The organism is Veillonella rogosae JCM 15642 (assembly GCF_002959775.1).
Lineage (GTDB): Bacteria > Bacillota > Negativicutes > Veillonellales > Veillonellaceae > Veillonella > Veillonella rogosae.
In genome coordinates this window covers 117121-143097 of the sequence record NZ_PPCX01000002.1, presented here as the reverse complement: position 1 = coordinate 143097, position 25977 = coordinate 117121, and the positions used below count along the sequence as shown (strand labels likewise).

The window sequence follows — 25977 nt, the reverse complement described above, 5'->3', positions numbered from 1 at the left end:
AAAGGCTAACCAAGTAAACCTTGGTTAGCCTTATATTAGACAATGAATTATTCAGCGTCTTCTGCAGTTTCTTTGGATTCCATCATTTCAGTTAAAGCCAAACCCAATTTCTTTTCATCTTTGTTAAGAGAAATAATTTTAACTTCAACTTCTTGACCGCGGTTCAAGTAATCTTCAACTTTCGCATTACGTTGTTTTGTAATTTGGGAAATGTGAAGTAAGCCTTGAATGTCGTCGTTAACAGCTACGAATGCGCCGTAAGCTACCAAACGAACAACTTTACCGTTGATAACATCGCCAACATGCAATGTTTCTTCAGCTACGTCCCATGGGCTCTTAGACAAAGCTTTCAAGGACAAGGATAATTTGTTGCTTTCAGCGTCGAAGGATTGTAATTTAACTTCGATTTCTTGACCAACGGAAAGAACATCTTCCACTTTTTTGATTTTTTGCCAAGAAATGTCGGAAATGTGAAGTAAACCTTCAATACCGCCGATATCTACGAAAGCACCATAAGGCATGATTTTACGAACGATACCTTTATAGTTTTCGCCAACGTTGATGTTTTTCAATGCTTCAGCTAATTTAGCTTGACGTTCAACTTCTAATACTGCACGACGGGAAAGAACCAAACGGTTTTTCTTTTCATCGATTTCAAGTACTTTAGCTTCGAATTCTGTACCAACCAAGTTGTCCAAGGATTTCACGAAGTGAACATCACCTTGGGACAATGGAATGAAACCACGAAGGGATTTAACTGTTACTACCAAACCTGCTGGGATAGCATCAATACCTTTACATACGATAGCTTCATCTTTTTCTTGTGCTTCGATAACATATTGCCAATCTTCATCTTTAGCCAAGCGAGTCATGGAAAGATAAATAGGATTATCTTCTTTGATGTGATTCATGATAACTGCTTTAATTTCATCACCATTTTTTAACACATCTTTGGCAGATTCTGGTGCTGGATAAGAAATTTCAGTTCTGTTCAAAATGGCTTCAGTTTTGTAGCCAAAAGATACATAAGCGCGTTCATCTTCAACTTGAACTACTGTACCTTCTACAACGTTCCCTTTCTTAAATTCTTCTTGACCTTCGGCTGCTAATAATTCTGCAAAATCTTTCATTGTCTCAATGACCTCCTTAATAATCCAGTCGGGAGTCGATGCTCCTGCTGTCACTCCTACCGTCTGTACTCGGTTAAACCATTCCAGTTGTAATTCAGTAGAAGTTTCAATGTGATATGTTGTACATCCAACGTCACGACAAACCTCTGCCAATCGGTTTGTATTGCCGCTGTTCTTACCGCCTACCACAATCATAAGATCTACATTACGTGCTAATTCAACGGCAGAGTTCTGTCGTTCTTGCGTTGCATTGCATATCGTTTTGAAAACCTTAAGATTCTTAGATTTTTTCTCTAATATGTCTATTATACTGTTAAATTTGAATTGTGAAAAGGTTGTTTGTACAACAACACCCATTTTTTCCACAATTTGTAGTTTTTCAGCGGATTCTTCATCTTCGATGATTATACCTTCGTTATTAGCCCATAAATTAATGCTTTTGACCTCAGGATGGTTTTTTTCGCCCAAAATCACCAAAGTCATCCCATCTTCAATGACAGACTTCGCATCTTGTTGTGCCTTTTTAACATGGGGACATGTAGCATCTACAATGTTTAACCCCTTTTCTTCAGCCTCTTCATAAATAGCAGGACCAACACCATGAGATCGTATAATCATTGTCCCCTCTTCGATGTCAGATACTTCTTGAACAGGACTAACCCCTTTATCTTCAAGACGACCTACAACTTGAGGGTTATGAATAATAGGACCCAATGTATAACTTTTGCCATCACTGTTCGCAGCTTCATTCGCCATTTCAACGGCTCTTTTTACACCATAGCAAAAACCATGGTTTTCAGCCAAAATTATTTCCATAAAGTCTCCTCTACACGATTTTCATGATAAGAATCAATCATTCGTTGGATTTCACCTTTAACTTGATCATTTACTTTTTTGATTGCTTCTGGGGTAGCCTTTTCCTTTTCTACAGGTATAGGTTTCCCAATAATACAAGCTACCTTATCACGCTCCATATTATAAGAGCCAATAATAGCGACAGGTACAATACTAACCCCTGTTCTTAGCGCAATTGATGCTGCTCCATCGTGGAATTTACCAAGTTTACCACTTTTTTGACGATTACCTTCCGCAAAGATACCTAATACCTTGTTATCTTTGAGCAGCCCCATAGCATGTCGGATAGCAACTTTATCGATAGCACCTCGATTTAATGGGAATGCACCAAGCCAAGTACAAATAAAACGAGAAATAGGATTCACAAACAATTCTTGTTTTGCCATGAAATGTACATGTCTAGGTAAGGCATAGCCACAGATAGGTGGATCATTATTACTTAAGTGATTTGGTACTACGATAACAGGACCTTCCATAGGGAAATTATCCCGTCCATATACTTTCAATCCATACCCAACCTTATAGCGGAGCCAGAAAGCGGTGCGCCATAACCAGGTAGAAAATTTATTCATGATTGATTGTCTCCTGTATTAACTTCAACATATAAGCCACAGTTTCGTCGAAATCCATATCGCTAGAATCTACTACTACTGCATCGTCGACACATACTAGAGGAGATTCCTCTCGATTCTTATCCATTTCATCGCGACTTTCAACATTCTTTTTAATTTCATCTAAAGTCTGCTCATTTGGTGTACCTTGTACTTCTAGCCATCTCCGTTTAGCACGAGCATCCACAGAAGCAGTTAAATATATTTTTAACTCTGCATCAGGCAATACAACAGAGCCGATATCTCGACCATCCAGAATAACACCACCAACAGCAGCCATTGCTTGTTGACGTTCTACCAAGTATTGTCGAACCCCTTTATAAGAAGCAATCTTAGATACATTTTCATTGATTTGTTGTTGTCGTATTAATGATGTTACATCTTTACCTTTAACAAAAACTTTACATGCTGTTGCAGTAGGCTCTAATGTTAAATTTAATGATGGCAATAAAGCTTCTACAGCTTCTTGGTCATTAACATCGATTTTACTATCTAGAACAGCCCATGTTACACCTCGGTACATGGCACCTGTATCAATATATAAATACCCTAATTCATTAGCCACTACTTTAGAAATACTACTTTTACCAGCCCCTGCAGGACCATCAATAGCAATGGCAATTTTTTTAGTGTTCATAATAACCTCTATTCTTCATCACCGTGTACGGCATGCATTGCCGCCACATAGCCTGTGGAAAAGGCAGCTTGTAGATTATAGCCTCCTGTGAAAGCATCGATATCCAATACTTCACCAGCGCCATATAAACCACTAATTAACTTGGATTCCATAGTTTTAGGATTAAATTCTTTTAAAGAAATACCACCAGCTGTAACGATGGCTTCAGCTACAGGTCGCAATTCCTTAACAGTTAACGTCATATGTTGTAATACATGACACAAGCGTAAACGCTCTTCCTTTGTAATCTGATTAATCGGTTTAGCTGGATCTAATTCAGCAAGCTTAATAACTATAGGAATGAGATTTACTGGAAGTAAGTCTTTCATACCATTAGCTAATTGTTTTTTAGAATATAAATCAAAGTCCTTTTGTAAGCGTTTATCCAATACCTCAGCAGTCAAAGCAGGCTTAAGATTGATTTCAATTGTAATTTGAGGGTTCTTCTTACGTAGCAACTTGCCTACTGTGTGACTCAAAGACAAAATCGTAGGGCCCGTAAGACCAAAATGAGTAAACATCATTTCCCCAAATTGTTTAGCCTGTACTTTATTCTTAGAAACTACAGACACTTCAACATTACGAAGACTAAGCCCCATAATGTCTTTTACCCATGCTTCGTTTGTAACGATAGGTACCAAAGATGGACGAATATCAGTGATCGTATGTCCCACTTTTTCAGCTAAAGCATAACCATCACCAGTTGAACCTGTTAATGGATATGATGCACCGCCTGTACAAATGATGGCAGCATCACAAGCATATTGTTCCTTATCTGTTGTAACGCCTACTACGCGATTATCCTTTACCGTAATAGATGTAACAGGTTCATTCAAATGAACTTGAACATTATACTTTTTAAGGATTTTCATGAACGTATTGCGTACCTCTAAAGCTGAGTCGGATTCTGGGAACACACGGCCCCCTCGTTCAACCTTGGTTTTCAATCCCCAACCATGCAGTAAATCTAGAAGGTCCTCATTGCTGAAACGTTCATAGGCACCATATAAGAACTTGCCATTACCAGGTGTATTTTTAATAAACTCAGCCATATCCGCACTATTTGTAATGTTACAGCGACCTTTACCGGTAATGCCCATTTTCTTACCAACCATATTCATTTTTTCTAATAAGATGACACGTGCTCCTTCACGGCCAGCTATAACAGCTGCCATTAAGCCTGCTGCACCGCCACCAATGACTATGATTTGTTTCATTTCTTACCTGTTCCTAACGCTTTTAGAGCTTTTACTTCACGAATTGTAAGCTGACGAGAAGCACCGCGTTTAACACCGCCCAAGGTAAGACCAGCATAGGCAATACGTTTTAAGTTATGAATGCGGTACCCAAAGTGTTCAAACATACGGCGAACTTGTCGATTACGACCTTCATGGATAGTGATTTCTACTTCATGTACACCGTTATGATCATCAAAACCTAAATCTACAATTGTAGCAGGTGCAGTCATACCATCTTCAAGTTTCACCCCATTAGCTATAACTTGTAAGTCTTCATCGCGAACGCGACCTTTTATACGCACTTCATAAGTTTTTTCCACACCTTTAGAGGGATGTGTTAAGTTTTGTGCTAACTCACCATCATTAGTAAGTAGTAATAAACCTTCTGTATATAAGTCGAGACGTCCCACAGGATAAATGCGTTTAGATTCATTTTTAATATAATCTAAAACAGTTTCTCGACCTTGAGGATCAGATACAGATGTAATGACACCTTTTGGTTTATTTAATAAATAATATACAGGCTTTTCCTGAGCCAATAATTGGCCATTAACCTTAACCTTATCTTTTTGAGGGTTAATTTTAATGCCAAGCTCTGTAACCTTTCGGCCATTTACCTGTACCTTACCCTCTGTAATTAGCTCTTCTGCTTTACGTCGTGATGCAACACCACAACTAGCAATATATTTTTGTAATCGTTCCATATTATCCTTCTGCTTCCGAAACTTCTTGATGTAAAGCTTCTATCGATTCTACACCAGCACTTCTTAAAAATTCATCAGTCGTACCATATAGAATAGGTCTGCCTACAGTATCTTTATGGCCTAACTCAGCTATAAGAGATCTAGTAAGCAATTGTTTTATAATTTTATCACTATTTACACCGCGTACTTCTTCAATTTCAGCTTTAGTAATTGGTTGCTTATAAGCAATAACTGCCAGTGTTTCCATAGCCGCATTAGATAGCTTATCTTCTCGCTTGCGGATATGTCCCACATAATCAGCACTTTCCATAGCACTGACTAATTCGACACCAGCCCCAGATATACGAAGTCGAATACCTCGATGTTGATCTTCTAACTCCCGTTTTAATTCATTTATATAGGCTTGTATTTCGTCTCGTGAAAGACCGAACACCTCTTCTAACATATCGATTGATATAGGTTTTGCCGCTGCAAACAAAACAGCCTCTAAATGCATTGTTGGTAAGCTCATATAGTCCCCTTTCTACACGGCTCCATCTAAAGCAGCAGTGAATATAATATCATCATCTTCGTAGCGCATGTCCATTACTTGCTGCTTTAACAATTCAAGAACAGCCATAAAGATTGTTACCATACCACTTTTGGTTTCTATAGCTACTAATAACTCCCTAAAGTGTAAACTTTCACCACGACGTATACGACTCGACAAGGATAGAATCATATCCTCTAAACTGTACGTATCTTTTTCTACCTTAACCTCTCGAATAGGTTCCTCTTCAGGCAATTCTTTAGCCCGTTTTAAGGTTTGGTAGAAGATTTGATATAGCTGTGAAAGCTCTAGATTATATACATTATCTAAACCGAGAACACTCGTTTCTTCAGGACGACTAAAAACATTTGCCGATACGGCTGTTCGCTCCATCAATAGAGATGTAAAATCTTTAATCTTTTTAAACTCAACTAATTTAGCTACTAACTCATCCCGTGGATCTTCTGCATCCTCTGGCTCAGGTTCAGCCTTAGGCAATAGCATACGCGATTTGATTTGTAATAAGGTGGAAGCCATAACAAGAAATTCACTACTATAGTGAATATCAAAATGGTTCCAGTTATCTAGATACTCCAAGTATTGACTCGTTATTTCAACGATAGGAATATCGGTGATTTCTATTTTATGTTTTTCAATGAGATGCAGCAGCAAATCAAGGGGACCTTCAAAGACGTCCAACTTATAATTATAATCTCCCATAAACCCCAATCCTTAGAAAGATATACTTTAACTATATAATTATAAAGCATTTATAGTAGTACTTTCAAATAATTGTTTTTTTTATATTCATCTGCTATCTTTAATAATATAATTATTATATATTATAAAGATATATTATTGTGTGTTCCTTTAAGAGAGGCTTTATTATGTCATCTAGTTTAAGGCAAATTGGGCGTAACCCCATTTTTCGCTTTGGTATTATAGGTATTGTTTTATATATCATTCTATTTTTAATTTATGAACCCATTACACTAGGCTTAGATGTAGAGGATATTACAATTTTAGCGGTGCCCACCATTGTTGGCACATTCTTATTTCAATATTTTATGGGCTGCACCGTTTTTCATAGACCATTTTTAGGATATGGATTGGTAGGTATCTTATGGGCTCTTACCTTCCCACTTCTATTTCACTGGTCTTATGTAAAACCATTGTACTTCTATGAATTTGCCAATGATTTCTTATTTGGTTTATTGATTTTTATGGGTTTATCGGGCATTCAGTTTTTACTCAATCAAACGAATCGCTTCCATAAAACAACATCCTTAATCATGGCTATCATTTCCATGATTCTTAGCCTCATCCCATTCTTACAAATTGGCTATTACATGACTACATGGCACTGTTTAACACCAGCTAGTCTATTAGCAGTCTATATGACTAATCCAGAAGAGGCATTTGGTTTCTTAAAAAATGCAGCTGGTATTCCTGGTCTAATTGCAGTAGGTGTTGGTCTTGTATTGTGGACATATTTATTATACTGGTCTAATTTAGGTATGAAAGCGGTAGTTAATTTAAATACTACACGCCCTATGCGATCTGCTATGCTCATCGCTTCTATCGTAGCCTTTCTTGTATATGTACCGTTCTTCTTATTCCCTCAAACATGTATCGTAGCCAACTGGATTGCTGCTGGTGATTATGTAAAACAAATGCAGCAATATAATGATAACCATCATATAGTATTTGATTCCTTTAACTTAGATACTAAAGAAACAGCTGCCCAGAAAGCACCGGGAACTATTATTCTCGTCATCGGTGAATCTAGCTCTCGTGATTATATGAAAGTATATAATCCGAACTTCCCTTATGATGATACACCATGGCAAGGAAATATGCGTGCAGACAATAAAGATTTTATATTCTTTGATAACGCCTATTCCTCTTATGTACAAACAGTACCAACTTTAGAGCGTGCTCTATCTGAACGAAACCAGTACGACGATAGACCATTCCTTGATTCAGCAAACATCTTAGATGTAGCCAAAAAAGCGGGTTACACAACTTCTTGGTTTAGCAACCAAGGTGTATTCGGTGAATATGATACAGCTATTTCGTTGATGGCTAAAACTGCAGACACTACAAAATGGTCTCATGAGTCTTATGCGTTCTCCGATCGCTATGACGAAGCACTATTGCCATTATTAGAAACTGTAGACCCTACCAAAAATAACTTTATTGTTATTCATATTATGGGTAGTCATATTTATTACAATGACCGTTACCCTCATGAATTTAGTAAATGGAAACAAGGTCCATATCCTGACGGCCAAGAAGCATATGCAAATAGTCAGTTATATACAGACTGGTTATTACAACAAATTTACACCTATGGTAAAGATAAATTGAATTTACAAGCTATGGTATACTTCTCCGATCACGGTGAAAGCTTAGATAAGTCTCACAATCCTGATACATTCGACTTTGTTATGACACATATTCCATTCTGGGTATACTTATCTCCACAATATCGTACAGCCTATCCACAAACGGCAGATGTGCTGACTAAACACGAGCATCAATTCTTTACGAATGATCTGCTATATGACACATTAGTAGGTCTCATGCAAGCACCTAACTATCGTTACGATGCTACGCGAGACTTCAGTAATGCGTCATATCGATTCAATTTACATAACTTAACTACATTACTTGGTGAACAGCCACTAATTAATGATCCTGTTAATGCTGGTAAATAACAGTAGTACATACCTATAGTTAATGTTTCAAAAATAATGCCCTATAACATACTATGTATTAACAATAAAGGTTAACTTAATAAAAGAAAAAGAGATGAGTTAAACTCAGGGTTATAGGACAAAAAGTGTTGCTAAAAAGTCGGAACCCCCTTGATTTTACTGACTCAAAAAAGGTTTTATCTTTCTAAAGAGATATATTTTTTAGAAGGAGTATAATTATGAAACTAGTCAGATGCCCTAATTGTGGTTTCGTCTGTAAGAGAAATGGTAAAACAAGTGCGGGTTCTCAACGTTGGTATTGTAATCAATGTTCTTGCTCATTCACAAATAAAGTGAATAAAACTAATAATAATTTACAGATATTTTTGGATTGGTTATTTGGTAAACACACACAGTTAGATATGGCTGGCGATGGACGTTCATTTCGTAGAAAAACATCACAGTTTTGGGAGCTTTGGCCATTACCACCAAAAGTTGAATCATCAAGTAGTGTGGTATTTGTTGATGGTATTTATTTAGCTAGAAATGCTTGTATTTTAATCTGTTGTAATGAGACGCATGTCTTAGGCTGGTATGTTTGTAGATATGAGCATTCTAAGGCTTGGGAGGCTTTATTACGACGTATTTCATCACCTATAGTAGTTATATCCGATGGTGGTACCGGCTTTCAAAAGGCATTAAAAAAAGTTTGGCCGAAAGCCAAACTACAAAGGTGCTTATTTCATGCATTTCAACAAGTAAAACGCTATACAACAATACGTCCTAAAACGATTGCTGGTTGTGAGTTATATGGAATTGCAAGGGATTTATTAACAATACACACGCAAGATCATGCTATGAAGTGGGTACAAAACGTTATGTCATGGAAAGTACGACATAGGGTATTCCTATCAGAAATAACAGTTGATGAAAATGGTACGATACGACCTAAACATGAACGACTTATAAAAGCAGAAAATTCCTTAGTTAAATTGATTAACAAAAGATGTTTATTTACTTACTTAGATGCATCGTTAACATGTACCTGCCCAGCTACTAATAATCGTATAGAAGGTGGTGTAAATGCTCAGTTACGCACTATGTTACGTAATCATAGAGGAATGTCTATTGAAAGACGAATAAAAGCGGTGTTCTGGTGGTGCTATATGCACTCACCAAACCCGCTTTCTAATGCAGAAATACTTAAGGTTATGCCGACCAACAAGAGTATTTCTGATATATATCATACCATACATGAACAATCTAGGTTAGAAGCTTCTATTCCGACTTGGGGTGATGCTATTGTTTGGAGTGATTTGCATAATTATGATTGCCTATTTACCAATCTTTGGGACTAAAATAGCAACACTTTTTGTCCTATAACCCTAAACTCATCTCTTTTTTTGTGCCAACAAAAGATCTATATCATGTTCCGTATAAATTCTAATATTTTTCTTTAATAAAGCCTCTACAGTACATCCATGACCATCTTTTAAGGTTCTAGTAAAGGAGCCATCATAAATGCGCTTATAACCACAACTAGGGCTTTTCGCCTTCATTAGAGCTTGTTCACATTTACATTCAATAGCTATACGAACTGTAAGCTCTGCACCTCGAATAAACTGTGTTGTCACATCTGTCCCATCAGCAGTGCATATACGATTTCCTTGGCGCTCAGCAGGATCTCTCGGCGTGCCGAGACCACCCAATACCTCAGGACATACAGGTACTAATTCATAATACTCATTCAGAAGGTCAAGTGCTTCTATATAATTATCTCTTCCATCATAGCGACAAGGAACACCACATAAGCATTCACTAATCAATAGTTTAGGTTTATTATTCATAGCAATACTTTTTATTAATTCAAATAAGAAAAAAAGACTAACCGAAGTTAGTCTTAATTGGTGCCGAGGACCGGAATCGAACCGGTACGGTTGTCTCCAACCGACGGATTTTAAGTCCGTTGCGTCTGCCTGTTCCGCCACCCCGGCATGGGTAACGATTGTGGAGGCGGCACCCAGAATCGAACTGGGGAATAAAGGTTTTGCAGACCTCTGCCTTACCGCTTGGCTATGCCGCCATATAAAGTTGGAGCGGGAAACGAGATTCGAACTCGCGACCCCCGCCTTGGCAAGGCGGTGCTCTACCGCTGAGCTATTCCCGCATGTACATGGTGCCTCAGGACAGAATCGAACTGTCGACACACGGATTTTCAGTCCGTTGCTCTACCAACTGAGCTACCGAGGCATGAATGGCGACCCCGATCAGATTTGAACTGACGATCTTCGCCGTGACAGGGCGACATGTTAACCGCTACACCACGGGGCCGTATCCAAAGTACTTGCTTAGTATATCGGTTATCACAACTTTTGTCAACACTATACTACAATATTTTTGATGAATTCTTCTTCATCTTTTAATATGGTAGATTCTTTATGTCCTGGCTCAATAATTAAGTCCTTAGATAAAGATAAAATATACTTCAAACTTGTAATTAAATCATGAGGATTACTTTTATAATTATCTGTATTTCCCACATTTTGCTTAAACACAGTATCGCCAGTAAATAAGTGTCCCTCAATTTCAAGACAAACAGAACCAGCACTATGACCAGGTGTATGATGGACAATAACTTCAAAAGGTCCTAATTGTAATTTTCCTGTTACTAAATTTTCACAATTAGTATACATTTTCCTCTTGTAAACACTAGGTCTACGACGAATTAATTGTAACAACTCATGATCCAAAGGATGTAAATAAGCAGGAATATTATAATACTCACAAACCTCATCAAGAGCCGATACATGATCACAATGACCATGTGTTAATAATACTGCTATAGGCTCAGAATCTCCTACCATTTCAATTATATGCTTACTATGAAACCCAGGATCAATAATAAGAGATTTTCCATCTTTAATTAATACATAACAATTTGCTTTATAAAGCCCTAGAGGGCGTTTTATAATATTCATATTATTCGCCCTCCTATAGGATACGATACCGTTTAGCAGATTGTTTTTTTATAAAATACCCTTCCCAGAATTGAGGATGAAGCATAACAAGAATTGTAAATAATTCCAAACGACCTAATAACATATCTGCCATTGCTACGCATTTAGCACCATCAGACATACTACCAAAGGCATCTGTAGGCCCAAAACCACCAAATCCAATGCCTACATTACTAAGAAAAGCTGTTATAATTTGCATCGCATCATAAGTAGACATTCCCGAACAAGTCATAAGGAACACAGATATAACGTAAATCATTAAATATAAAAATAAAAATTGCTGTGCCATCTGTATCCATTTAGTAGGCATCGGTTTACCATTAATGCGCACTACTTGTACCATCTCAGGATGAATTGATTTTCTTAAATAAATAATGCTGCTCTTAATTAGAATAATGAGGCGAATAATTTTTACGCCCCCTGTTGTAGAACCACTACAACCACCAAAAAATGATGAAATAAATAACATCATCTGTGCAGCGGCTGGCCATAAATCATAATCGCTTACAGCAAATCCACTACCAGTTTGAATCGATACATAATTAAAGGAAACATCTCTGAAGATTTGAATTGGGTCATTAATATTTGATTGTACTGCCATCGAAATTGATATTATAGCAATTCCAATAAAAATAACCAGCCAATACATACGTGTTTCAAAATCATCAATCAAAACGCGAAAGCCTTTTTGAAGTGCGTTGTAATACACTGAAAAATTACCACCTGCAAGGATCATAAAGAAAACAAATACAAAGCAAATATAGTTACTCTGTTCATATATAAATGCCCCTGCTGATGTTGGGGTAAATCCACCCGTTGCAATAATGGAAAAGGCATAGTTTAACGCATCAAAAGGCTCAATACCACCAGCCCATAGCATAACGAAACAAAGAGCCGTAAAAGCAACGTATAAACGCCAAAGTTTAGTAGCCATTGATTGAATACGGGGCATAACAACACCAGGTTTTGGTACCGATGCTTCTGCATTAAACATATGAGCTGCATCTGCACCTAAGTTCTTTAAGAACGATAAGATAAGGACAATAATCCCCATCCCACCAATCCAGTGCATTAGTCCACGCCATAAAACATATGTCTTAGGTAAATCATCTACGCTATTAATAATTGTAGCACCAGTTGCTGTAATCCCCGATGTAGCTTCAAATAGAGCATCAAATACATTGGTTAATATACCACTAAGAATAAATGGTAAGGAACCTAAGATAACAGTTAATATCCATGTAGCTGATACAACTAAAAACCCATCACGAAGACTAAAGCTTTGACTTTCATGACCATAATAGGATAAAAGTCCACCTAAGCCAAATGAAATACCAGTAGTAACCAAAAACGACCAATATGCAGTTTCAAATACGATACCATATATAAAAGGAATTAATGTAAAAATCCCAAATATATATAATAATCGCCCCACTAAGGACATGACAATTTGAATGCGCATAGTCCCTCCATACTAAGTAAGATATTTAAGTAATTTACTTACAGATTCAGGTAACGCAAATAGAACAATGTGATCTCCATCTAAGATTTCAGTATTACCACGTGGTACGATGGCTTCATCACCACGTAAAATTACACCAACTAACGCCTTCCCTGGTAAACGGATGTCTTTTAATTGTTTACCAGCTACAGGTGATTCACTTGTAATGGCAACCTCTATAGATTCCGCTTTTCCACCTTCAAAGGTCGAAATAGATACAACCCCTTCTCCACTACGCACGAAACGTAAAATTTGACTCGCTGTAAATAAACGTGGCGAGAATACGACATCAATACCCACTTGTTCCATAAGCATAATATATTCAGGTCGACCTACGCGCACAACAGTCTTTGGTATGCCCATATGCTTGCCTACAAGAGCTACTAGTAGGTTAAGTTTATCATCGTCAGTTAAAGCTATAATAACGTCGCTATCAGCGATTTCTTCAGCTTCTAACAAATCAAAGTCGGTACCATCGCCATTGATAACCATCGCTTTATCTACAAGATTCGCTAATTTCTCACATCGCTCTAAGTTTTTTTCAATGACTTTCACAGAAAAACCAGCACGTTCTAATAAAACAGTCAGGTTACGACCAAGTAGTCCAGCACCAATGATGACAGCCCGTTTATAAAAAGCATTATAATTATGGAACCAAAGATTTTCCACTTCCTCTACAGACTCTTTTAATCCCAAGAAGAATACGCTGTCATCAGCTTGGAGAATACTTTCACCATGAGGAATAATCATTTCACCATAACGTAAAATCCCTACGAGAAGAACACCTTCAGGGAAGCGAATTTCTTTTAATGGCTGGCCTAACAGAGGGAACTCCTCAGTAAGTTTAAACTCCATAAGGCGCACTGTACCTTGACCAAAGTCTTCAACATCAATGGCAGATGGAGTTTCAAGTATTTGTAATAGTTCTTGAGCTGTAACCATTTCAGGGTTGATAAAGAGATCTACGCCCAGTTTAGCACGCATCTCTGCATCCATATGTTCCGCCACACTATTGTCACGAACACGAGCAATCGTTGTAGGAACTCCTGTAATTTTAGCCACCGCACAAGATAGCATATTAACCTCATCGGAATCAGTAACAGCAATAAACATGCCTACATCAGACATACCAATTTCATCAAGTAATTGCACATCACTGCCATTACCTTGGACAAGGCTAACATCTAATGTATTTTCAAGATTTTGTATACGTTCTGGTGAACGATCGATGACATACACATCATGATCATCTTGAATAAGGCGTTGAGCTAATGAATAACCAACCTTACCAGCGCCTACAATGACAATTTTCATCGTCTTTATTCCTTATCTTGGGACTCTTCACTAACAGGAGGTGTCCACTGGCGACCAATGTCGGTAAGCAATGTCCAACCATCCTCTTGAATAATTTTTTTCTCTTTCATTAAATGCCCTAAAGCACGTTTGAAAGCAGCTTTACTAATGTTGAATTTATCTTTAATCAACATAGCAGAAGATTCATCACTATACGGCATCTTGCCACCGCGATTCAAAAGATATTCCATAATAATATCTCCATCGGATACAAGAGCTTTTTCCTTTGTAGGGCGCATCGATACATTAACCCGACCATCATCACGTTTAAAAGTAATGCGACCTTCAACCATTTCTCCTACTTTTAATTTTCTAGTCATCTCAGAACGATGTAAAAAGGCAATCCATCGTTCAGGAGTGATAAAGAATGCCCCATCACTAGTCAAGTTGTAGATAGCACCTTTTACAAGTTGTCCTACTGTAGCATCTGTAGCAGCCTTAGATGCGCGACGCATTTCGTCATCAACATCCATAGATACAGCAAAACGACCAGATTTATCTGTATAGAGTCGAACCCAGACTTTTTCGCCCACTTGAGGACGACCACGCATCTCTGCATGTGGCATGAAGATACCGCGCTCAGTACCAACCTCTACGAAACAGCCAAAGTTTGTCGTATTGATTACCTCAACATACCCAATTTGCCCTACCTTCATCGCTGGTAAGCGCATAGAAGCAGTTAAACGACCTTTTGGATCGCGATATAAGAATACTTCTACTTCATCACCAATGGCAACGGAAGACGTTTGTTGATCTTTATGAAGCAAAATATCATCATTCGTATTGCCTGTTTGACCATCTAGGAAAGCACCTTGGTCACTAGTACGCAATACTTTCAATGTGGCAATTGTATTTTCCAACAATTCTGTAGCCATATTATACTCCTTCGAATGGAACTCGACCTGCGTCATTCCACAACTCTTCTAACCCGTAGAATTCTCGCAATTCATCGCCGCCAAAGACATGGCAAATTACATCGCCAAAATCTAATAAAATCCATTCACCTTCACGGTAACCTTCTCTATGACGAACTGTCATGCCTAATTCAGCAGCTTTATCTTCCATTTCATCAGCAATACTTTGAGATTGCTTAATATTATTTGCACTAGCAATTAAGAAGTAATCGCCTAGCATAGAAATACCTTCTAAATCGAGGATTTCAATGTCTCTACCTTTTTTATCAAATGCAGCTTGTGCTAATGCTAGTACAAATTGTTTAATATCTTCTTTATTTTTCATAGTTTTCCTCTTATCTTAACGTTTACTACCGCTTTCATCACCTGGTTCAGTAGGCTTAGTAATTGTACCGCCATTATGTTCTGATTCAGGTGCAACTTTAGCTGTACTGTTTGTAGGAGCGGATACAAATTGTGTCATTTCATTAGCCGGTAAATTGCCCATTGTAATGCCCACTAAACGTTGTGCTTCTGTTGGATTTACCTTCCAGTAAGTCATATCTCCTACTAACTCTTTTTCGCCAGGAAGAATGTAAAAATGAATTTCTTCCTTATTAATTTTGCTCGCGTTGTATACGAGCTTAATCGCATCTAAGGTAGAGATATTACTATCAAAATGATCCCAAATACGCCAAATATGCCATGCATTTGTTAAGAAAAATGCATTATGCTCTTGGTCCACCCACAATTTTAAAAATCGTTCTTGTCGTTGAACACGAGTAAACGTGTCATGTTTAGGATCTGAGTATCGTAAGTATGCTAACGCATTATTACTATCTAACGTTTGATATCCACGACGTAAATCAATATCTTTATTACCTTCTGCATCAACATGTTCCATAGGTTGCTCTACATAAATTTGTTGATCACCTAGAACATCATTTGTTTTTTTGAAAGCATTTTGATCAACCACTACATAGTATGGTATTGAAATGTGGAACATATCTTCAATAACGGCTTTAGTAAGCTCGATGCCGCCTTTTTCATAGATACCATTCAACATAGTTGCATCAGTTTGATCACGATTATCGATCTTACTATTACTTGGAATACCAATAACATCCATCGTTTTTTGATCAAGATTTACAGATAATAAAAATAAACTATCCCCTTGGCTTGGATTATTATCATCAGTACCAACAACCAAAATATATAGAGGTTTATCTAACCCTTTTTGCTCAACTGATACAGTGTTAGCGTCTTGTTTATTTCCATTATCTGCTACTGTTTCAGTAACTTCTGTAGTTCCTACAATAGCTCTATATGCATAAGATACGCCACTATATATGCCATATCCTATCCCACCGAGCAAAGCGAGAACAACAACGATGGCTAAAATGACTCTAGGCCATTTTACCGATGACTTTTGTTGACGTCTTCTCCTACGCCGGCGAGCTCTTGCTCGTTCACGTTCTTCCATATAAAAACTCCATTACTTACAAGATTGTAATACGTCATTACGACCAAGAATGGTCAAAGGATAAATAGAAAGATGTTGCTTAATAAGATGATTAATAGTGTTATCAAATCCCAATAATACAGCTTTATCTAAGTCTTGTTCTGCTAATCTACGCAATTCATCTACACCAGGGAAATCTCTATTAGGCTCAATATAATCGGCTAAAAATATAACCTTATCTAGCTTAGACATATGAACCTTACCAGTAGTATGAACACGAATCGCTTCTAAAACTTCTAAATCAGTTATAGAAAACTCTTTTTCAGCCCGAATCATACCTGCTAAGCCATGCAACAAATTACCATTAGCTAACAATTCATCATCAGCTTCGTATTTACTAGCCTCTACCAAAGCCTGCATATCCTTGAGTGGCATTTCCTTTGCACAGTCATGTAGTAATGCTGCTAAACGCGCTTTCTCTACATCGACGTTATACAGTTTAGCTAATTGAGTGGCTGATTCAACAACACCTAGAGTATGCTTAAAGCGTTTTTTACCCATCCATTGGCTTACTCTATGTTCTATTTCATCAAAAGATAACATCCTTTATTCCTTCCCATAAATATGGTTTTTTTCTATATAATCTACTACACATTTAGGCAACATATAGCGAACGGTTTTGCCAGAACGTAAACGATCCCGTAAATAAGTAGCAGATAATTTCATTTCAGGCACTTCCATAACATGAATCTTTTCATGTGCCTTTGGCCCTAGTTCATCTAATGTAGCATCAATAACACTCGTTCCATCTGGTCTAGTAGCACCAATAAAATGAACTTCATCTAATAATTCTTCTATAAATTTCCAAGTCGGCAATGCCCGAATTGTATCCGTGCCAGCAATAAAATAAAATTCTACATTTGGACCATATATAATTTTGAAATGTTGAATTGTATCTACAGTGTACGATGGACCTTCTCTTCGCATCTCTATATCGGAAATTTCAAAATTTGGATTATCTGCTACAGCAGCAGCTGCCATAGCATAGCGATGACGACTATCTATCACATCATGCTGTTTATGCGGTGGAATACGAGCAGGTACAAATATAACCTTTTCTAGATTAAAGCTTTCACAAGCAACCTCTGCAATCATTAGATGACCTAGATGAATGGGGTTAAAAGTTCCACCAAGGATACCTATACGACGTTTCTCTACCATAATGCGGTCACACCCTTAATGACAATGACACAAATAATGATGAATAAGAGCAATGCCTTTCCATAGGATATCCATTCATATCGTCCTTTTGGTGTTTGAATATATCTGTAGTATGCCCTTATAAAGTAATATATATTCTTCACGTCCGCACTTGGCCTTCTCCAAATACGAAGTATTTATAAGATGTTAAAGCTTGTAAGCCCATAGGACCACGAGCGTGAAGTTTTTGTGTACTAATACCAATTTCTGCGCCAAAGCCAAACTCAAAGCCATCTGTAAAGCGTGTAGACGCATTATGATACACAGTAGAACAGTCTACTAAATTCATAAATACTGTAGCACGCATAGGCTCATCAGTAATAATAGCCTCAGAGTGATGTGTAGTATAGTAGTTTACATGCTCAATAGCTTCCTCAAGATTTTGAACGATACGTACATTTAAATCCATATCATTGTATTCTGTGTTAAAAGACGTCTCTGTTAAAGGAATTGTATTTTTCATATATTGAGCTACTACTTCATCACCGTGAATGCGAACACCATATTCTTGTAAGGCTATATCAAGGCGAGGTAAAAATTCAGCAGCCACTGCTTGGTGAACTAACAAAGTTTCCATAGCGTTGCATACCGATGGACGTTGCACTTTAGCATTAATAGCAATGTCTAATGCCATATCGAGATTAGCATATTCATCTACGAACGTATGACATACACCACTACCCGTTTCAATAACAGGAATACTACTTTCCTCTACGACACGGCGAATGAGTCCAGCCCCACCGCGAGGAATAATAACATCTATGTATTCGCGTTGTTGCAATAGTACGCCAACCATATCTCGATCAAGAACCTCAACCAATTGGATAGCATCACCATTAATGCCCAAAGATTCTAAAGTATTACGCATGATAGACACGATAATTTGATTCGTATGGAATGCTTCTTTACCACCTCGTAAAATCGTAGCATTTGCAGTTTTTAAACAAAGTACACCAGCATCGATAGTCACATTGGGGCGCGCTTCAAAAATAATACCAATCACACCAAAAGGTACTGCTCTTTTTTCTATAGTCAAGCCATTAGGACGTGTAATCGTTTCCATAACAGATCTTACAGGGCTTTCAAGAGCTGCGACTTGACGAACACCTTCAGCCATTTGAGCAATTCGATTAGGGGTCAACGTTAATCGATCAATCATAGTTTGAGGTACATTATAGTCCCCAGATTTATCTAAGTCTTGCTTATTAGCGGCCATGATTTCATCAGTTTGTGCTTCCACAGCATCAGCGATTGCTAATAATGCAGCATCTAACGTACCTTGATCAAGTTGAGCTAATTCAAAAGCAGCTGCTTTAGCTCTCAGACCCATATCTTTACAAATTTCTTCGTACTGGTTCATATTGTATCCTCAGTGTAATAAAACTAGATTATTACGATGTATAGCTTCATCATACGTCGTATTAATACCTAAAATCTGAGCTATATCGTTAGTATTATGACCTTTAATAGCTTTCATATCATCAACACTATAGTTGATAAGACCACGTCCAATTTCTTTCCCATTATGATAAATAGAAATTGTATCACCAGGTCCAAATGTACCTTCCACATCAACAATACCAGCAGGTAATATACTAGCCCCTTTATCTAAAACAGCACGAGCACAACCATCATCAATAGTAATGGAACCCTTCAACCGCTTACCAAAGGCTAGCCAATGATGTTTCCCTGATAGACCAGCATCATGTGCTTCAAAGAGAGTACCGATTTGTTCACCCTTACATACGCGACGAACAGAGTCCTCTACTTCACCAGAGGTAATAACCATAGGTACACCAGAGTTTGTCGCCATGTGAGCCGCTTTTATTTTAGTATACATACCACCAGTGCCCATGTTAGAACCAGCACCACCTGCAATAGCATACGTTTCATCTGTAATTTCAGAAACTGTTTCTATTAATGTAGCATCTGGATGAGTTGCTGGATTAGCCGTATATAAACCTTCAATGTCAGATAAAATGATAAGTAAATCAGCATCTACAATACCTGCCACAGTAGCAGATAAAGTATCATTATCGCCTATTTTAAACTCTTCAATAGCAACCACGTCATTCTCGTTGATTATGGGAATAACATTAAGTTGCAACAAAGTATGTAATGTATTACGTAAGTTAAGATAACTATGACGTCCAGTGCTATCCTCTTTTGTTAAAAGAATTTGCCCTACAGTACGTCCATATTCACGAAACATGCGCTCGTACATATGGATAAGAATGCCTTGGCCGACCGCTGCTGCTGCTTGCTTAAGTACAAGATCTCTAGGCTTCTCTTTAAAACCTAGTGGAGCAAGTCCAGCTCCTGTAGCACCAGAAGAAACAAGGATTACCTCTTTACCTTGGTTAGCCAAATCTGATAATTGTCGTACTAATCTTTCAATACGCTCTAAATTTAAATGACCATTAGCGTAACAAAGCGTACTGCTACCAACTTTGACTACAATTCGTTTAGCGTTTACGATAGCGCTGCGCATAGACTAACCTCCTAAGGTTAACAGTTTCTTAACTACAACATATTAATAGAAATGATTTCAAAACTATTTAGGTAAAATAATTTTTGGTTCTTTTTTAGCTTTATACAAAACGCCATTAAAGCCAATAACTTGCACTAGCTCAGCACCTAGCATATCCGCTAGTTCTTCGAAAATAGTTTTATCTTCAGGGCTGTTATTGTGTAATTTCACTTTAATTAACTCACGAGCCATCAACGCTGCACGAGCGCTATCAATAACACTATCTTCTAAGCCATTTTTACCAATTTGTACAACTGGTGGCATAGTAGCAGCTAAAGAACGTAAATACCGTTTTTGTTTTCCTGTCATTATATCTCCTACTCTTGGAATGTAAAGCGTTGATCCCCAATTACAACTTCATCACCGTCTTTACAACCTTTTTCTTTCAACTTAGCATCGAGCTCCATAAAACGCCAAATACGTTGGAATCTACGAAGAGATTGATCGTCGCTAAGATTTGTCATAGCAACTAATCGTTCAATACGTTTACCAGTAATGTAGAAGGCAGCATCATCACCACGAGTGATAACAAACTCTACATCTTGTTTCGCTTCATAAACAACTGTATCATCAGTCGCTTCAGGCTCTGGTTCGTAGTTTTCTACATAGTAGTAAGCTCGTTCCATAAGCTCTGGTAAACCTTCACCGCTCAATGCATTGATAAGGAATACTTCATAGCCCTTATCTTCAAAGTATTTTTTATTATCTGGAATTGTGGTGTCATCAAAGACCATATCGATCTTATTAAGAGCAACGATTTGCTTTTTATTAGCTAATTTTTCAGAATATTTACGTAACTCTTCATTGATAGCATCAAAGTCAACCTTAGGGTCACGGCCTTCCATACCAGATACATCAAGAACATGAATTAAAATATTCGTACGTTCAACATGACGCAAGAAGTTATGACCTAAGCCAACACCTTCACTCGCCCCTTCAATAAGACCAGGAATATCGGCTAATACAAAGCTGCGGTCACCGGAAATAGTTACAACACCTAGAACTGGTGTCAATGTAGTAAAGTGGTACGCTGCTACCTCAGGTTGAGCTTTAGATACTTTACGCAAAATACTAGATTTACCAACAGATGGATATCCTAATAAACCCACGTCAGCTAATACTTTTAGCTCTAATTGTAACCAGAATTCTTCACCTGGTTCACCTTTTTCTGCAAATGTTGGCGCACGATTAGCACTCGTTTGGAAACGAGCATTACCGCGACCGCCACGGCCGCCTTTAGCAATAACAAATGTATCGCCATCATTAACGAGGTCGCAGAAAACTTTGCCCGTTTCTTCCTCTTTAATGACTGTCCCCAAAGGAACAGGAATGATAAGTGGTTCAGAACCACGACCATGCTTGTTGGAACTTTCACCATTACCACCAGCAGGTGCCTTGAATTGACGTTTATATCTAAAGTCTACAAGAGTATTAATATTCTTGTCCGCTTTAAAAATAACGTCCGCCCCTTTACCACCATCGCCGCCACTCGGACCGCCATTTGGCACGTATTTCTCACGACGGAAGCTAGACATGCCGTCACCACCGTCACCAGCCTTTACAAAGACGCGCGCTCTATCTATAAACATAATTTAACTCCTATGCATTATTGTTGTAATATCTCTAATGCTTTTTTAATTTGAATATCATCTAATTTACTAGATGGATTTACCCCTTTTGGTAACTCTATTTCCACATCAGGTTTGATACCAGTTCCGTCAATAATACGGTCACTTGGTGTGTGGTATTTAGCAATGGTAACTTTAATGCCCTCATTATCTAAACTTGGATATATAGTTTGAACTGTACCTTTGCCATATGTATTAGTACCTACAATAGTACCTAATTTACGATCTTGAACGGCCCCTGCTATGATTTCAGATGCACTAGCAGAGCCTTTGTTTACTAAAACGACTAAAGGAATAGCTACTTCAGGACCATCAGACTTATAAACATCCTTTTTACCAGCCCGATTTTGTACTGTTACTAATGTACCTGGAGGCATGATGTAGTTGGATATTTTTTCAGTTGTTGAAAGTAAGCCACCTGGATTATCTCGCAAGTCTAATACAAGTGCCTTCATACCTTGAGCTTGAAGCTCTTTAAACTGAGTAGCAAAATCATCTGCCGTATTCTCAGCGAATTGACTAATGCGAATATAACCAACTGTACTAGTTAGCATTTTACTTTTAACAGTAGGAAGAACTATAGATTCTCGAGTTATATCGAAATGCAACTTTTCACCATTGCGCTCAATATCAAGAGCTACAACAGTACCTGCTTCACCACGAATTTTAGAGGATGCTTCCTCTACTGTGATGTCACTAGTAGATTGTCCATCAATAGCAATGATATGATCTCCAGGCTTGATTCCTGCTTTAAAAGCTGGTTGATCTTCCATAACGCTAACAGCATGTAAACCTTTATCATCAGTGCCAAGAACCATACCTACACCTGCATAAGTTGCAGATGTTTGCATTTTCATGGACTTATATTCTTCAGCATCTAAGTAAACACTATGCGGTTCTCCCAAAGAGTCAATTAAACCTTTTAGCATTCCATCATAAAGAGTGGATTTAGCTGTCGGTGTCATAAAGACTTGACTCGCAGCATAGTAGGCTACAAATAATCTTGGCAACCCCCAGAATGAACCGGAAAGATACCAAAATGTAAGCCACATAATGACGATGCCAGAGCCTATATATTTCAATAGGCTCCATAACACCGTACGTGTGTCAAATTTCATATTATAAATATCCCATAGGATCCACTGGATCCCCACTTATACGAACTTCAAAATGTACGTGTGGTCCCGTACTGTTACCAGTACTACCAGCATAGGCTACAACTTGGCCTTTACCTACATCTTGACCTTCAGAAACAGCTAGTTCAGAGTTATGCGCATATAATGTAGACATACCGTTACCATGATCGATAACTACGGCATAACCATAACCACCCATCCATCCAGACCAAACAACAGTACCGCCATCCGCAGCATGAACAGGTGTACCCTCATCAACACCAATATCGATGCCCGAATGGTAAATTGTAGTACCCCAAATTGGATGTGTACGATAGCCATATGGTGAAGTAATTTCACCACTAACAGGCCAGCCAAGTTGACCAGACCCTTGTACCCAAGAATAACTTGGTGCAGCTTGTTGAGCCGCCGCTGCCGCTGCTGCTTCTGCAGCTGCACGTGCTGCCGCACGTTCTGCTTGGCGAGCTTTTAAGAGAGAAGTAATTTGAGCAGATGATGCATTTAGTTCTTCTACAGCTTGCATTGCTACAGCACGATCATTTTGTGCTTTTTGTAGAACTACTTCACGCTCTTGTTTCTTCTGTTCAATTTCAGCTTGTTTAGCCACTGCCGCTTTTTCAAGCTCTACTAATTTAGCGCGAGATTGTTCAAGGGCTTGCTTACGAGCAGCGATTTCAGCTCGCTCTTTTTTAATTTCATCAATTAACTTAATATCTGAATCAATGATACGCTTTAAGATTTCTAAACGATTTGCAAAGTCTTTAAAGTCTTTAGAACCAATAACTACATCTAAATAACTCAATCGACCATTGATATAAATATCACGTACACGTTTATAGAAAACAGCTTCACGGCCTTCTAAGCGCTTTTGTGCTTCAGCAAGTAACTTTTCATTAACAGTAATATCATTTTCTACTGCTATACGTTGCTGTTGAATTACTTCTAATTGTTGCTGTGCTTGACGCAATTGTTCTTCAATTTGACGCAATTGCTCAGATACGCTAACAATGACAGTCTCAGCATCTGCTTTAATAGCATTTTGCTGATTTACTTGTTGTTGGATCGAATCGAGTTGATTCGTTAAATCTTCGTCTTCTGCAACGATGTATAGAGGTGTTCCCAGTACGACTATACCCGTTAAAATGGTTGCTACAAGACGGGACTTTATTGTTTTATATTTCATAAACATTACACCTTCATGTATTGTTTTAACGAAATAGTACTACCAATAGCACCTACTACTATGCCACCACCTAAAATATAGATAGCCACATCATAGAAGAATGGGAACATTGGTACTAATGGGAAGAATGCTAAAGATTCAGATACTTCCATAGTAATAAAGTGATAGAATTCACCGACGCAAAGAACGGCAATGATAGCACCAATTAAGCCTAGCAACATGCCTTCAATCAAGAACGGCCAACGGACAAAGCCATTAGTAGCACCTACATACTTCATGATTGCAATTTCTTTACGACGTGCAAATACAGTCAACCGAATCGTATTAGAAATAATAAATAATGTAGCGGCTGCTAAAAAAGCAATCAATACAATACCACCAATACGAATAACTTGAGTAATTCGGAAGAGCTCTTCTACAATATCTTGACCATAATGTGTACTTTCTACACCTTGAAAGGTCGTAGCTAGCTTTGCAGTTGCCTTTACATCACTAGGATTATCAAAAGTTAATACATAAGAATTAGGTAATGGGTTTACACCACCTAAAGCATTAACTAATTGTTGTTGATCACCAAGACGCTCTTTAAACTCTTTCATAGCTTGTTCTTTATTAACAAACTCAAGCTTCTTAAGATTTGGTATAGCCTTAATTTGCTTGCCTACAGACATAATTTGTTCTGTTGTTAAGCCGTCTTTTAAGTAAATGCTCAACTGTACTTGGTTTTCCAAGCTAGATGCCATATTATTCAAATTGATAACACCACAAAGGAATACACCAAGCATAAATAAGGATAAAGCTACTGTAGAAATGGACGCCAAGGTCATAAGCCCATTACGCTTCATAGATTTTAGAGCTTCTTTAAAATAGTATTTTATCGTTCTAGGCTTCATTAATTTCTGCACCTCTCATATTGTCACTTTGAACGCGGCCGTCTTTTAAACGAATAACGCGTTTATTTAAATACGAAACAAGATCCATATTATGGGTAACCATAATAACGGTAGTGCCAAAATTGTTGATATGCTTGAACAAATCTACAATATCCTTACTTGTATCAGGATCTAGGTTGCCTGTAGGCTCATCAGCAATGAGTACGGATGGGCGATTAACAATAGCACGAGCAATAGCCACACGCTGCTGTTCACCACCAGATAGATCCTCTGGTAAATCATTAGCCTTATCACTTAAACCAACAAGCTCTAATACATGACTCACCTTTTCTTTAATGATTTTTGGTTTTTCTTCAATTACTTCGAGAGCAAAGGCTATATTTTCAGCTACCGTTTTATTTGGTAATAGACGGAAGTCTTGGAATACTACTCCTAGCTTTCTACGTAATTTCGGAATTTTGCTACGCTTCATGCGCGTAACATCAAAGTCATCGACGATAACTGTACCAGTGTCTGGCACAACTTCATGTGTCAACAACTTAAATAGAGTTGATTTCCCTGCACCACTGTGACCACAAACGAGGATAAATTCACCATCGTTAATGGTTAAACACACATCGTCTAATGCAACAGAACCATTATCATAGACTTTACTAACATTCTTAAATTCAATCATGGG

General features: G+C 37.9%; 26 protein-coding genes and 5 tRNA genes. 2 read left to right on the top strand and 29 right to left on the bottom strand.

What is annotated here, in order from left to right; all coding sequences use genetic code 11:
* Nucleotides 1-47 precede the first annotated feature (47 nt).
* The 7 genes from VRHSUH09_RS00945 to VRHSUH09_RS00915 are packed head-to-tail and all read right to left on the bottom strand — an operon-like array spanning nucleotide 48 to nucleotide 6463.
* Nucleotides 48-1946, bottom strand: coding sequence for a bifunctional 4-hydroxy-3-methylbut-2-enyl diphosphate reductase/30S ribosomal protein S1 (locus VRHSUH09_RS00945; RefSeq protein WP_105081117.1), 1899 nt, complete (start codon nucleotides 1944-1946; stop codon nucleotides 48-50).
* Entirely contained in the window at nucleotides 1937-2557 is a 621-nt protein-coding gene (locus tag VRHSUH09_RS00940; RefSeq protein ID WP_009351454.1) for a lysophospholipid acyltransferase family protein, read from the bottom strand. Before VRHSUH09_RS00940 ends, VRHSUH09_RS00945 begins: the two co-directional genes overlap by 10 nt.
* On the bottom strand, nucleotides 2550-3233 hold the full coding sequence (gene cmk, locus VRHSUH09_RS00935) for a (d)CMP kinase (RefSeq protein WP_105081116.1): 684 nt from the start codon (nucleotides 3231-3233) through the stop codon (nucleotides 2550-2552). The genes VRHSUH09_RS00940 and cmk overlap by 8 nt, the downstream gene beginning before the upstream one ends.
* Before the next feature lie 8 nt (nucleotides 3234-3241).
* Nucleotides 3242-4489: a BaiN/RdsA family NAD(P)/FAD-dependent oxidoreductase gene (locus tag VRHSUH09_RS00930; RefSeq protein WP_105081115.1), complete on the bottom strand. Its 1248-nt coding sequence runs from the start codon at nucleotides 4487-4489 to the stop codon at nucleotides 3242-3244.
* Complete coding sequence (locus VRHSUH09_RS00925) at nucleotides 4486-5214, bottom strand: pseudouridine synthase (RefSeq protein ID WP_105081114.1); 729 nt, start codon at nucleotides 5212-5214, stop codon at nucleotides 4486-4488. Before VRHSUH09_RS00925 ends, VRHSUH09_RS00930 begins: the two co-directional genes overlap by 4 nt.
* Before the next feature lies 1 nt (nucleotide 5215).
* The gene (scpB, locus tag VRHSUH09_RS00920) at nucleotides 5216-5725 is read right to left on the bottom strand and encodes an SMC-Scp complex subunit ScpB (protein ID WP_105081113.1); all 510 of its coding nucleotides are present in this window, start codon (nucleotides 5723-5725) and stop codon (nucleotides 5216-5218) included.
* Nucleotides 5726-5737: 12 nt separating this feature from the next.
* Nucleotides 5738-6463 carry a segregation and condensation protein A gene (locus VRHSUH09_RS00915; RefSeq protein WP_054747576.1) on the bottom strand — a complete coding sequence of 242 codons (726 nt, stop codon included), beginning with the start codon at nucleotides 6461-6463 and terminating at the stop codon, nucleotides 5738-5740.
* Nucleotides 6464-6630: 167 nt separating this feature from the next.
* Here VRHSUH09_RS00915 and VRHSUH09_RS00910 point away from each other — a divergent pair, with 167 nt between their 5' ends.
* Nucleotides 6631-8463 carry a phosphoethanolamine transferase gene (locus tag VRHSUH09_RS00910; RefSeq protein WP_105081112.1) on the top strand — a complete coding sequence of 611 codons (1833 nt, stop codon included), beginning with the start codon at nucleotides 6631-6633 and terminating at the stop codon, nucleotides 8461-8463.
* A 218-nt stretch (nucleotides 8464-8681) separates the two neighbouring features.
* Nucleotides 8682-9800, top strand: coding sequence for an IS256-like element ISVesp1 family transposase (locus tag VRHSUH09_RS00905; protein ID WP_105081111.1), 1119 nt, complete (start codon nucleotides 8682-8684; stop codon nucleotides 9798-9800).
* Between the two features lie 33 nt (nucleotides 9801-9833).
* Here the strand turns inward: VRHSUH09_RS00905 and VRHSUH09_RS00900 are convergent, their stop codons facing one another.
* The 22 genes from VRHSUH09_RS00900 to ftsE all read right to left on the bottom strand — a co-directional run bounded on the left by VRHSUH09_RS00900 (nucleotide 9834) and on the right by ftsE (nucleotide 25974).
* Complete coding sequence (locus tag VRHSUH09_RS00900) at nucleotides 9834-10289, bottom strand: 2-thiouracil desulfurase family protein (RefSeq protein WP_054747183.1); 456 nt, start codon at nucleotides 10287-10289, stop codon at nucleotides 9834-9836.
* A 58-nt stretch (nucleotides 10290-10347) separates the two neighbouring features.
* Nucleotides 10348-10436: transfer RNA gene (locus tag VRHSUH09_RS00895), tRNA-Leu, on the bottom strand.
* A 14-nt stretch (nucleotides 10437-10450) separates the two neighbouring features.
* Nucleotides 10451-10525, bottom strand: a tRNA-Cys gene (locus VRHSUH09_RS00890).
* A 9-nt stretch (nucleotides 10526-10534) separates the two neighbouring features.
* A tRNA-Gly gene (locus VRHSUH09_RS00885) sits at nucleotides 10535-10609 on the bottom strand.
* A gap of 7 nt (nucleotides 10610-10616) precedes the next feature.
* Nucleotides 10617-10692 (bottom strand) — tRNA-Phe (locus VRHSUH09_RS00880).
* Nucleotides 10693-10697: 5 nt separating this feature from the next.
* Nucleotides 10698-10773: transfer RNA gene (locus VRHSUH09_RS00875), tRNA-Asp, on the bottom strand.
* Nucleotides 10774-10823: 50 nt separating this feature from the next.
* The gene (locus VRHSUH09_RS00870; protein ID WP_105081110.1) at nucleotides 10824-11420 is read right to left on the bottom strand and encodes an MBL fold metallo-hydrolase; all 597 of its coding nucleotides are present in this window, start codon (nucleotides 11418-11420) and stop codon (nucleotides 10824-10826) included.
* A 13-nt stretch (nucleotides 11421-11433) separates the two neighbouring features.
* Nucleotides 11434-12921 (bottom strand): TrkH family potassium uptake protein, encoded by a 1488-nt coding sequence (locus tag VRHSUH09_RS00865; RefSeq protein WP_105081109.1) that lies wholly within the window; start codon nucleotides 12919-12921, stop codon nucleotides 11434-11436.
* A gap of 12 nt (nucleotides 12922-12933) precedes the next feature.
* Entirely contained in the window at nucleotides 12934-14274 is a 1341-nt protein-coding gene (gene trkA / locus VRHSUH09_RS00860) for a Trk system potassium transporter TrkA (RefSeq protein WP_105081108.1), read from the bottom strand.
* 5 nt (nucleotides 14275-14279) lie between these two features.
* Complete coding sequence (locus VRHSUH09_RS00855; RefSeq protein WP_054747185.1) at nucleotides 14280-15188, bottom strand: CvfB family protein; 909 nt, start codon at nucleotides 15186-15188, stop codon at nucleotides 14280-14282.
* Between the two features lies 1 nt (nucleotide 15189).
* Nucleotides 15190-15552 carry a ribosome silencing factor gene (gene rsfS, locus VRHSUH09_RS00850; protein ID WP_054747186.1) on the bottom strand — a complete coding sequence of 121 codons (363 nt, stop codon included), beginning with the start codon at nucleotides 15550-15552 and terminating at the stop codon, nucleotides 15190-15192.
* 15 nt (nucleotides 15553-15567) lie between these two features.
* Nucleotides 15568-16689 (bottom strand): LCP family protein, encoded by a 1122-nt coding sequence (locus VRHSUH09_RS00845; protein WP_105081107.1) that lies wholly within the window; start codon nucleotides 16687-16689, stop codon nucleotides 15568-15570.
* A 12-nt stretch (nucleotides 16690-16701) separates the two neighbouring features.
* Nucleotides 16702-17271: a bis(5'-nucleosyl)-tetraphosphatase (symmetrical) YqeK gene (yqeK, locus tag VRHSUH09_RS00840; RefSeq protein ID WP_054747190.1), complete on the bottom strand. Its 570-nt coding sequence runs from the start codon at nucleotides 17269-17271 to the stop codon at nucleotides 16702-16704.
* A 3-nt stretch (nucleotides 17272-17274) separates the two neighbouring features.
* Nucleotides 17275-17889, bottom strand: a complete 615-nt coding sequence (nadD, locus tag VRHSUH09_RS00835; RefSeq protein ID WP_054747191.1) for a nicotinate-nucleotide adenylyltransferase — start codon at nucleotides 17887-17889, stop codon at nucleotides 17275-17277.
* A gap of 139 nt (nucleotides 17890-18028) precedes the next feature.
* On the bottom strand, nucleotides 18029-19288 hold the full coding sequence (locus tag VRHSUH09_RS00830) for a glutamate-5-semialdehyde dehydrogenase (RefSeq protein WP_105081106.1): 1260 nt from the start codon (nucleotides 19286-19288) through the stop codon (nucleotides 18029-18031).
* 9 nt (nucleotides 19289-19297) lie between these two features.
* Nucleotides 19298-20419 carry a glutamate 5-kinase gene (gene proB, locus VRHSUH09_RS00825; protein ID WP_054747193.1) on the bottom strand — a complete coding sequence of 374 codons (1122 nt, stop codon included), beginning with the start codon at nucleotides 20417-20419 and terminating at the stop codon, nucleotides 19298-19300.
* Between the two features lie 63 nt (nucleotides 20420-20482).
* Nucleotides 20483-20767, bottom strand: a complete 285-nt coding sequence (gene yhbY, locus VRHSUH09_RS00820) for a ribosome assembly RNA-binding protein YhbY (protein ID WP_054747195.1) — start codon at nucleotides 20765-20767, stop codon at nucleotides 20483-20485.
* 8 nt (nucleotides 20768-20775) lie between these two features.
* Nucleotides 20776-22047 (bottom strand): GTPase ObgE, encoded by a 1272-nt coding sequence (gene obgE / locus VRHSUH09_RS00815; RefSeq protein ID WP_105081105.1) that lies wholly within the window; start codon nucleotides 22045-22047, stop codon nucleotides 20776-20778.
* A gap of 17 nt (nucleotides 22048-22064) precedes the next feature.
* Nucleotides 22065-23204, bottom strand: a complete 1140-nt coding sequence (locus VRHSUH09_RS00810) for a S41 family peptidase (RefSeq protein WP_043005991.1) — start codon at nucleotides 23202-23204, stop codon at nucleotides 22065-22067.
* A gap of 1 nt (nucleotide 23205) precedes the next feature.
* Nucleotides 23206-24411: a murein hydrolase activator EnvC family protein gene (locus tag VRHSUH09_RS00805; RefSeq protein WP_420856579.1), complete on the bottom strand. Its 1206-nt coding sequence runs from the start codon at nucleotides 24409-24411 to the stop codon at nucleotides 23206-23208.
* Nucleotides 24411-25298 (bottom strand): permease-like cell division protein FtsX, encoded by an 888-nt coding sequence (ftsX, locus tag VRHSUH09_RS00800; RefSeq protein ID WP_054747197.1) that lies wholly within the window; start codon nucleotides 25296-25298, stop codon nucleotides 24411-24413. Before ftsX ends, VRHSUH09_RS00805 begins: the two co-directional genes overlap by 1 nt.
* Nucleotides 25288-25974: a cell division ATP-binding protein FtsE gene (gene ftsE / locus VRHSUH09_RS00795; protein WP_009351813.1), complete on the bottom strand. Its 687-nt coding sequence runs from the start codon at nucleotides 25972-25974 to the stop codon at nucleotides 25288-25290. Before ftsE ends, ftsX begins: the two co-directional genes overlap by 11 nt.
* Nucleotides 25975-25977 lie beyond the last annotated feature (3 nt).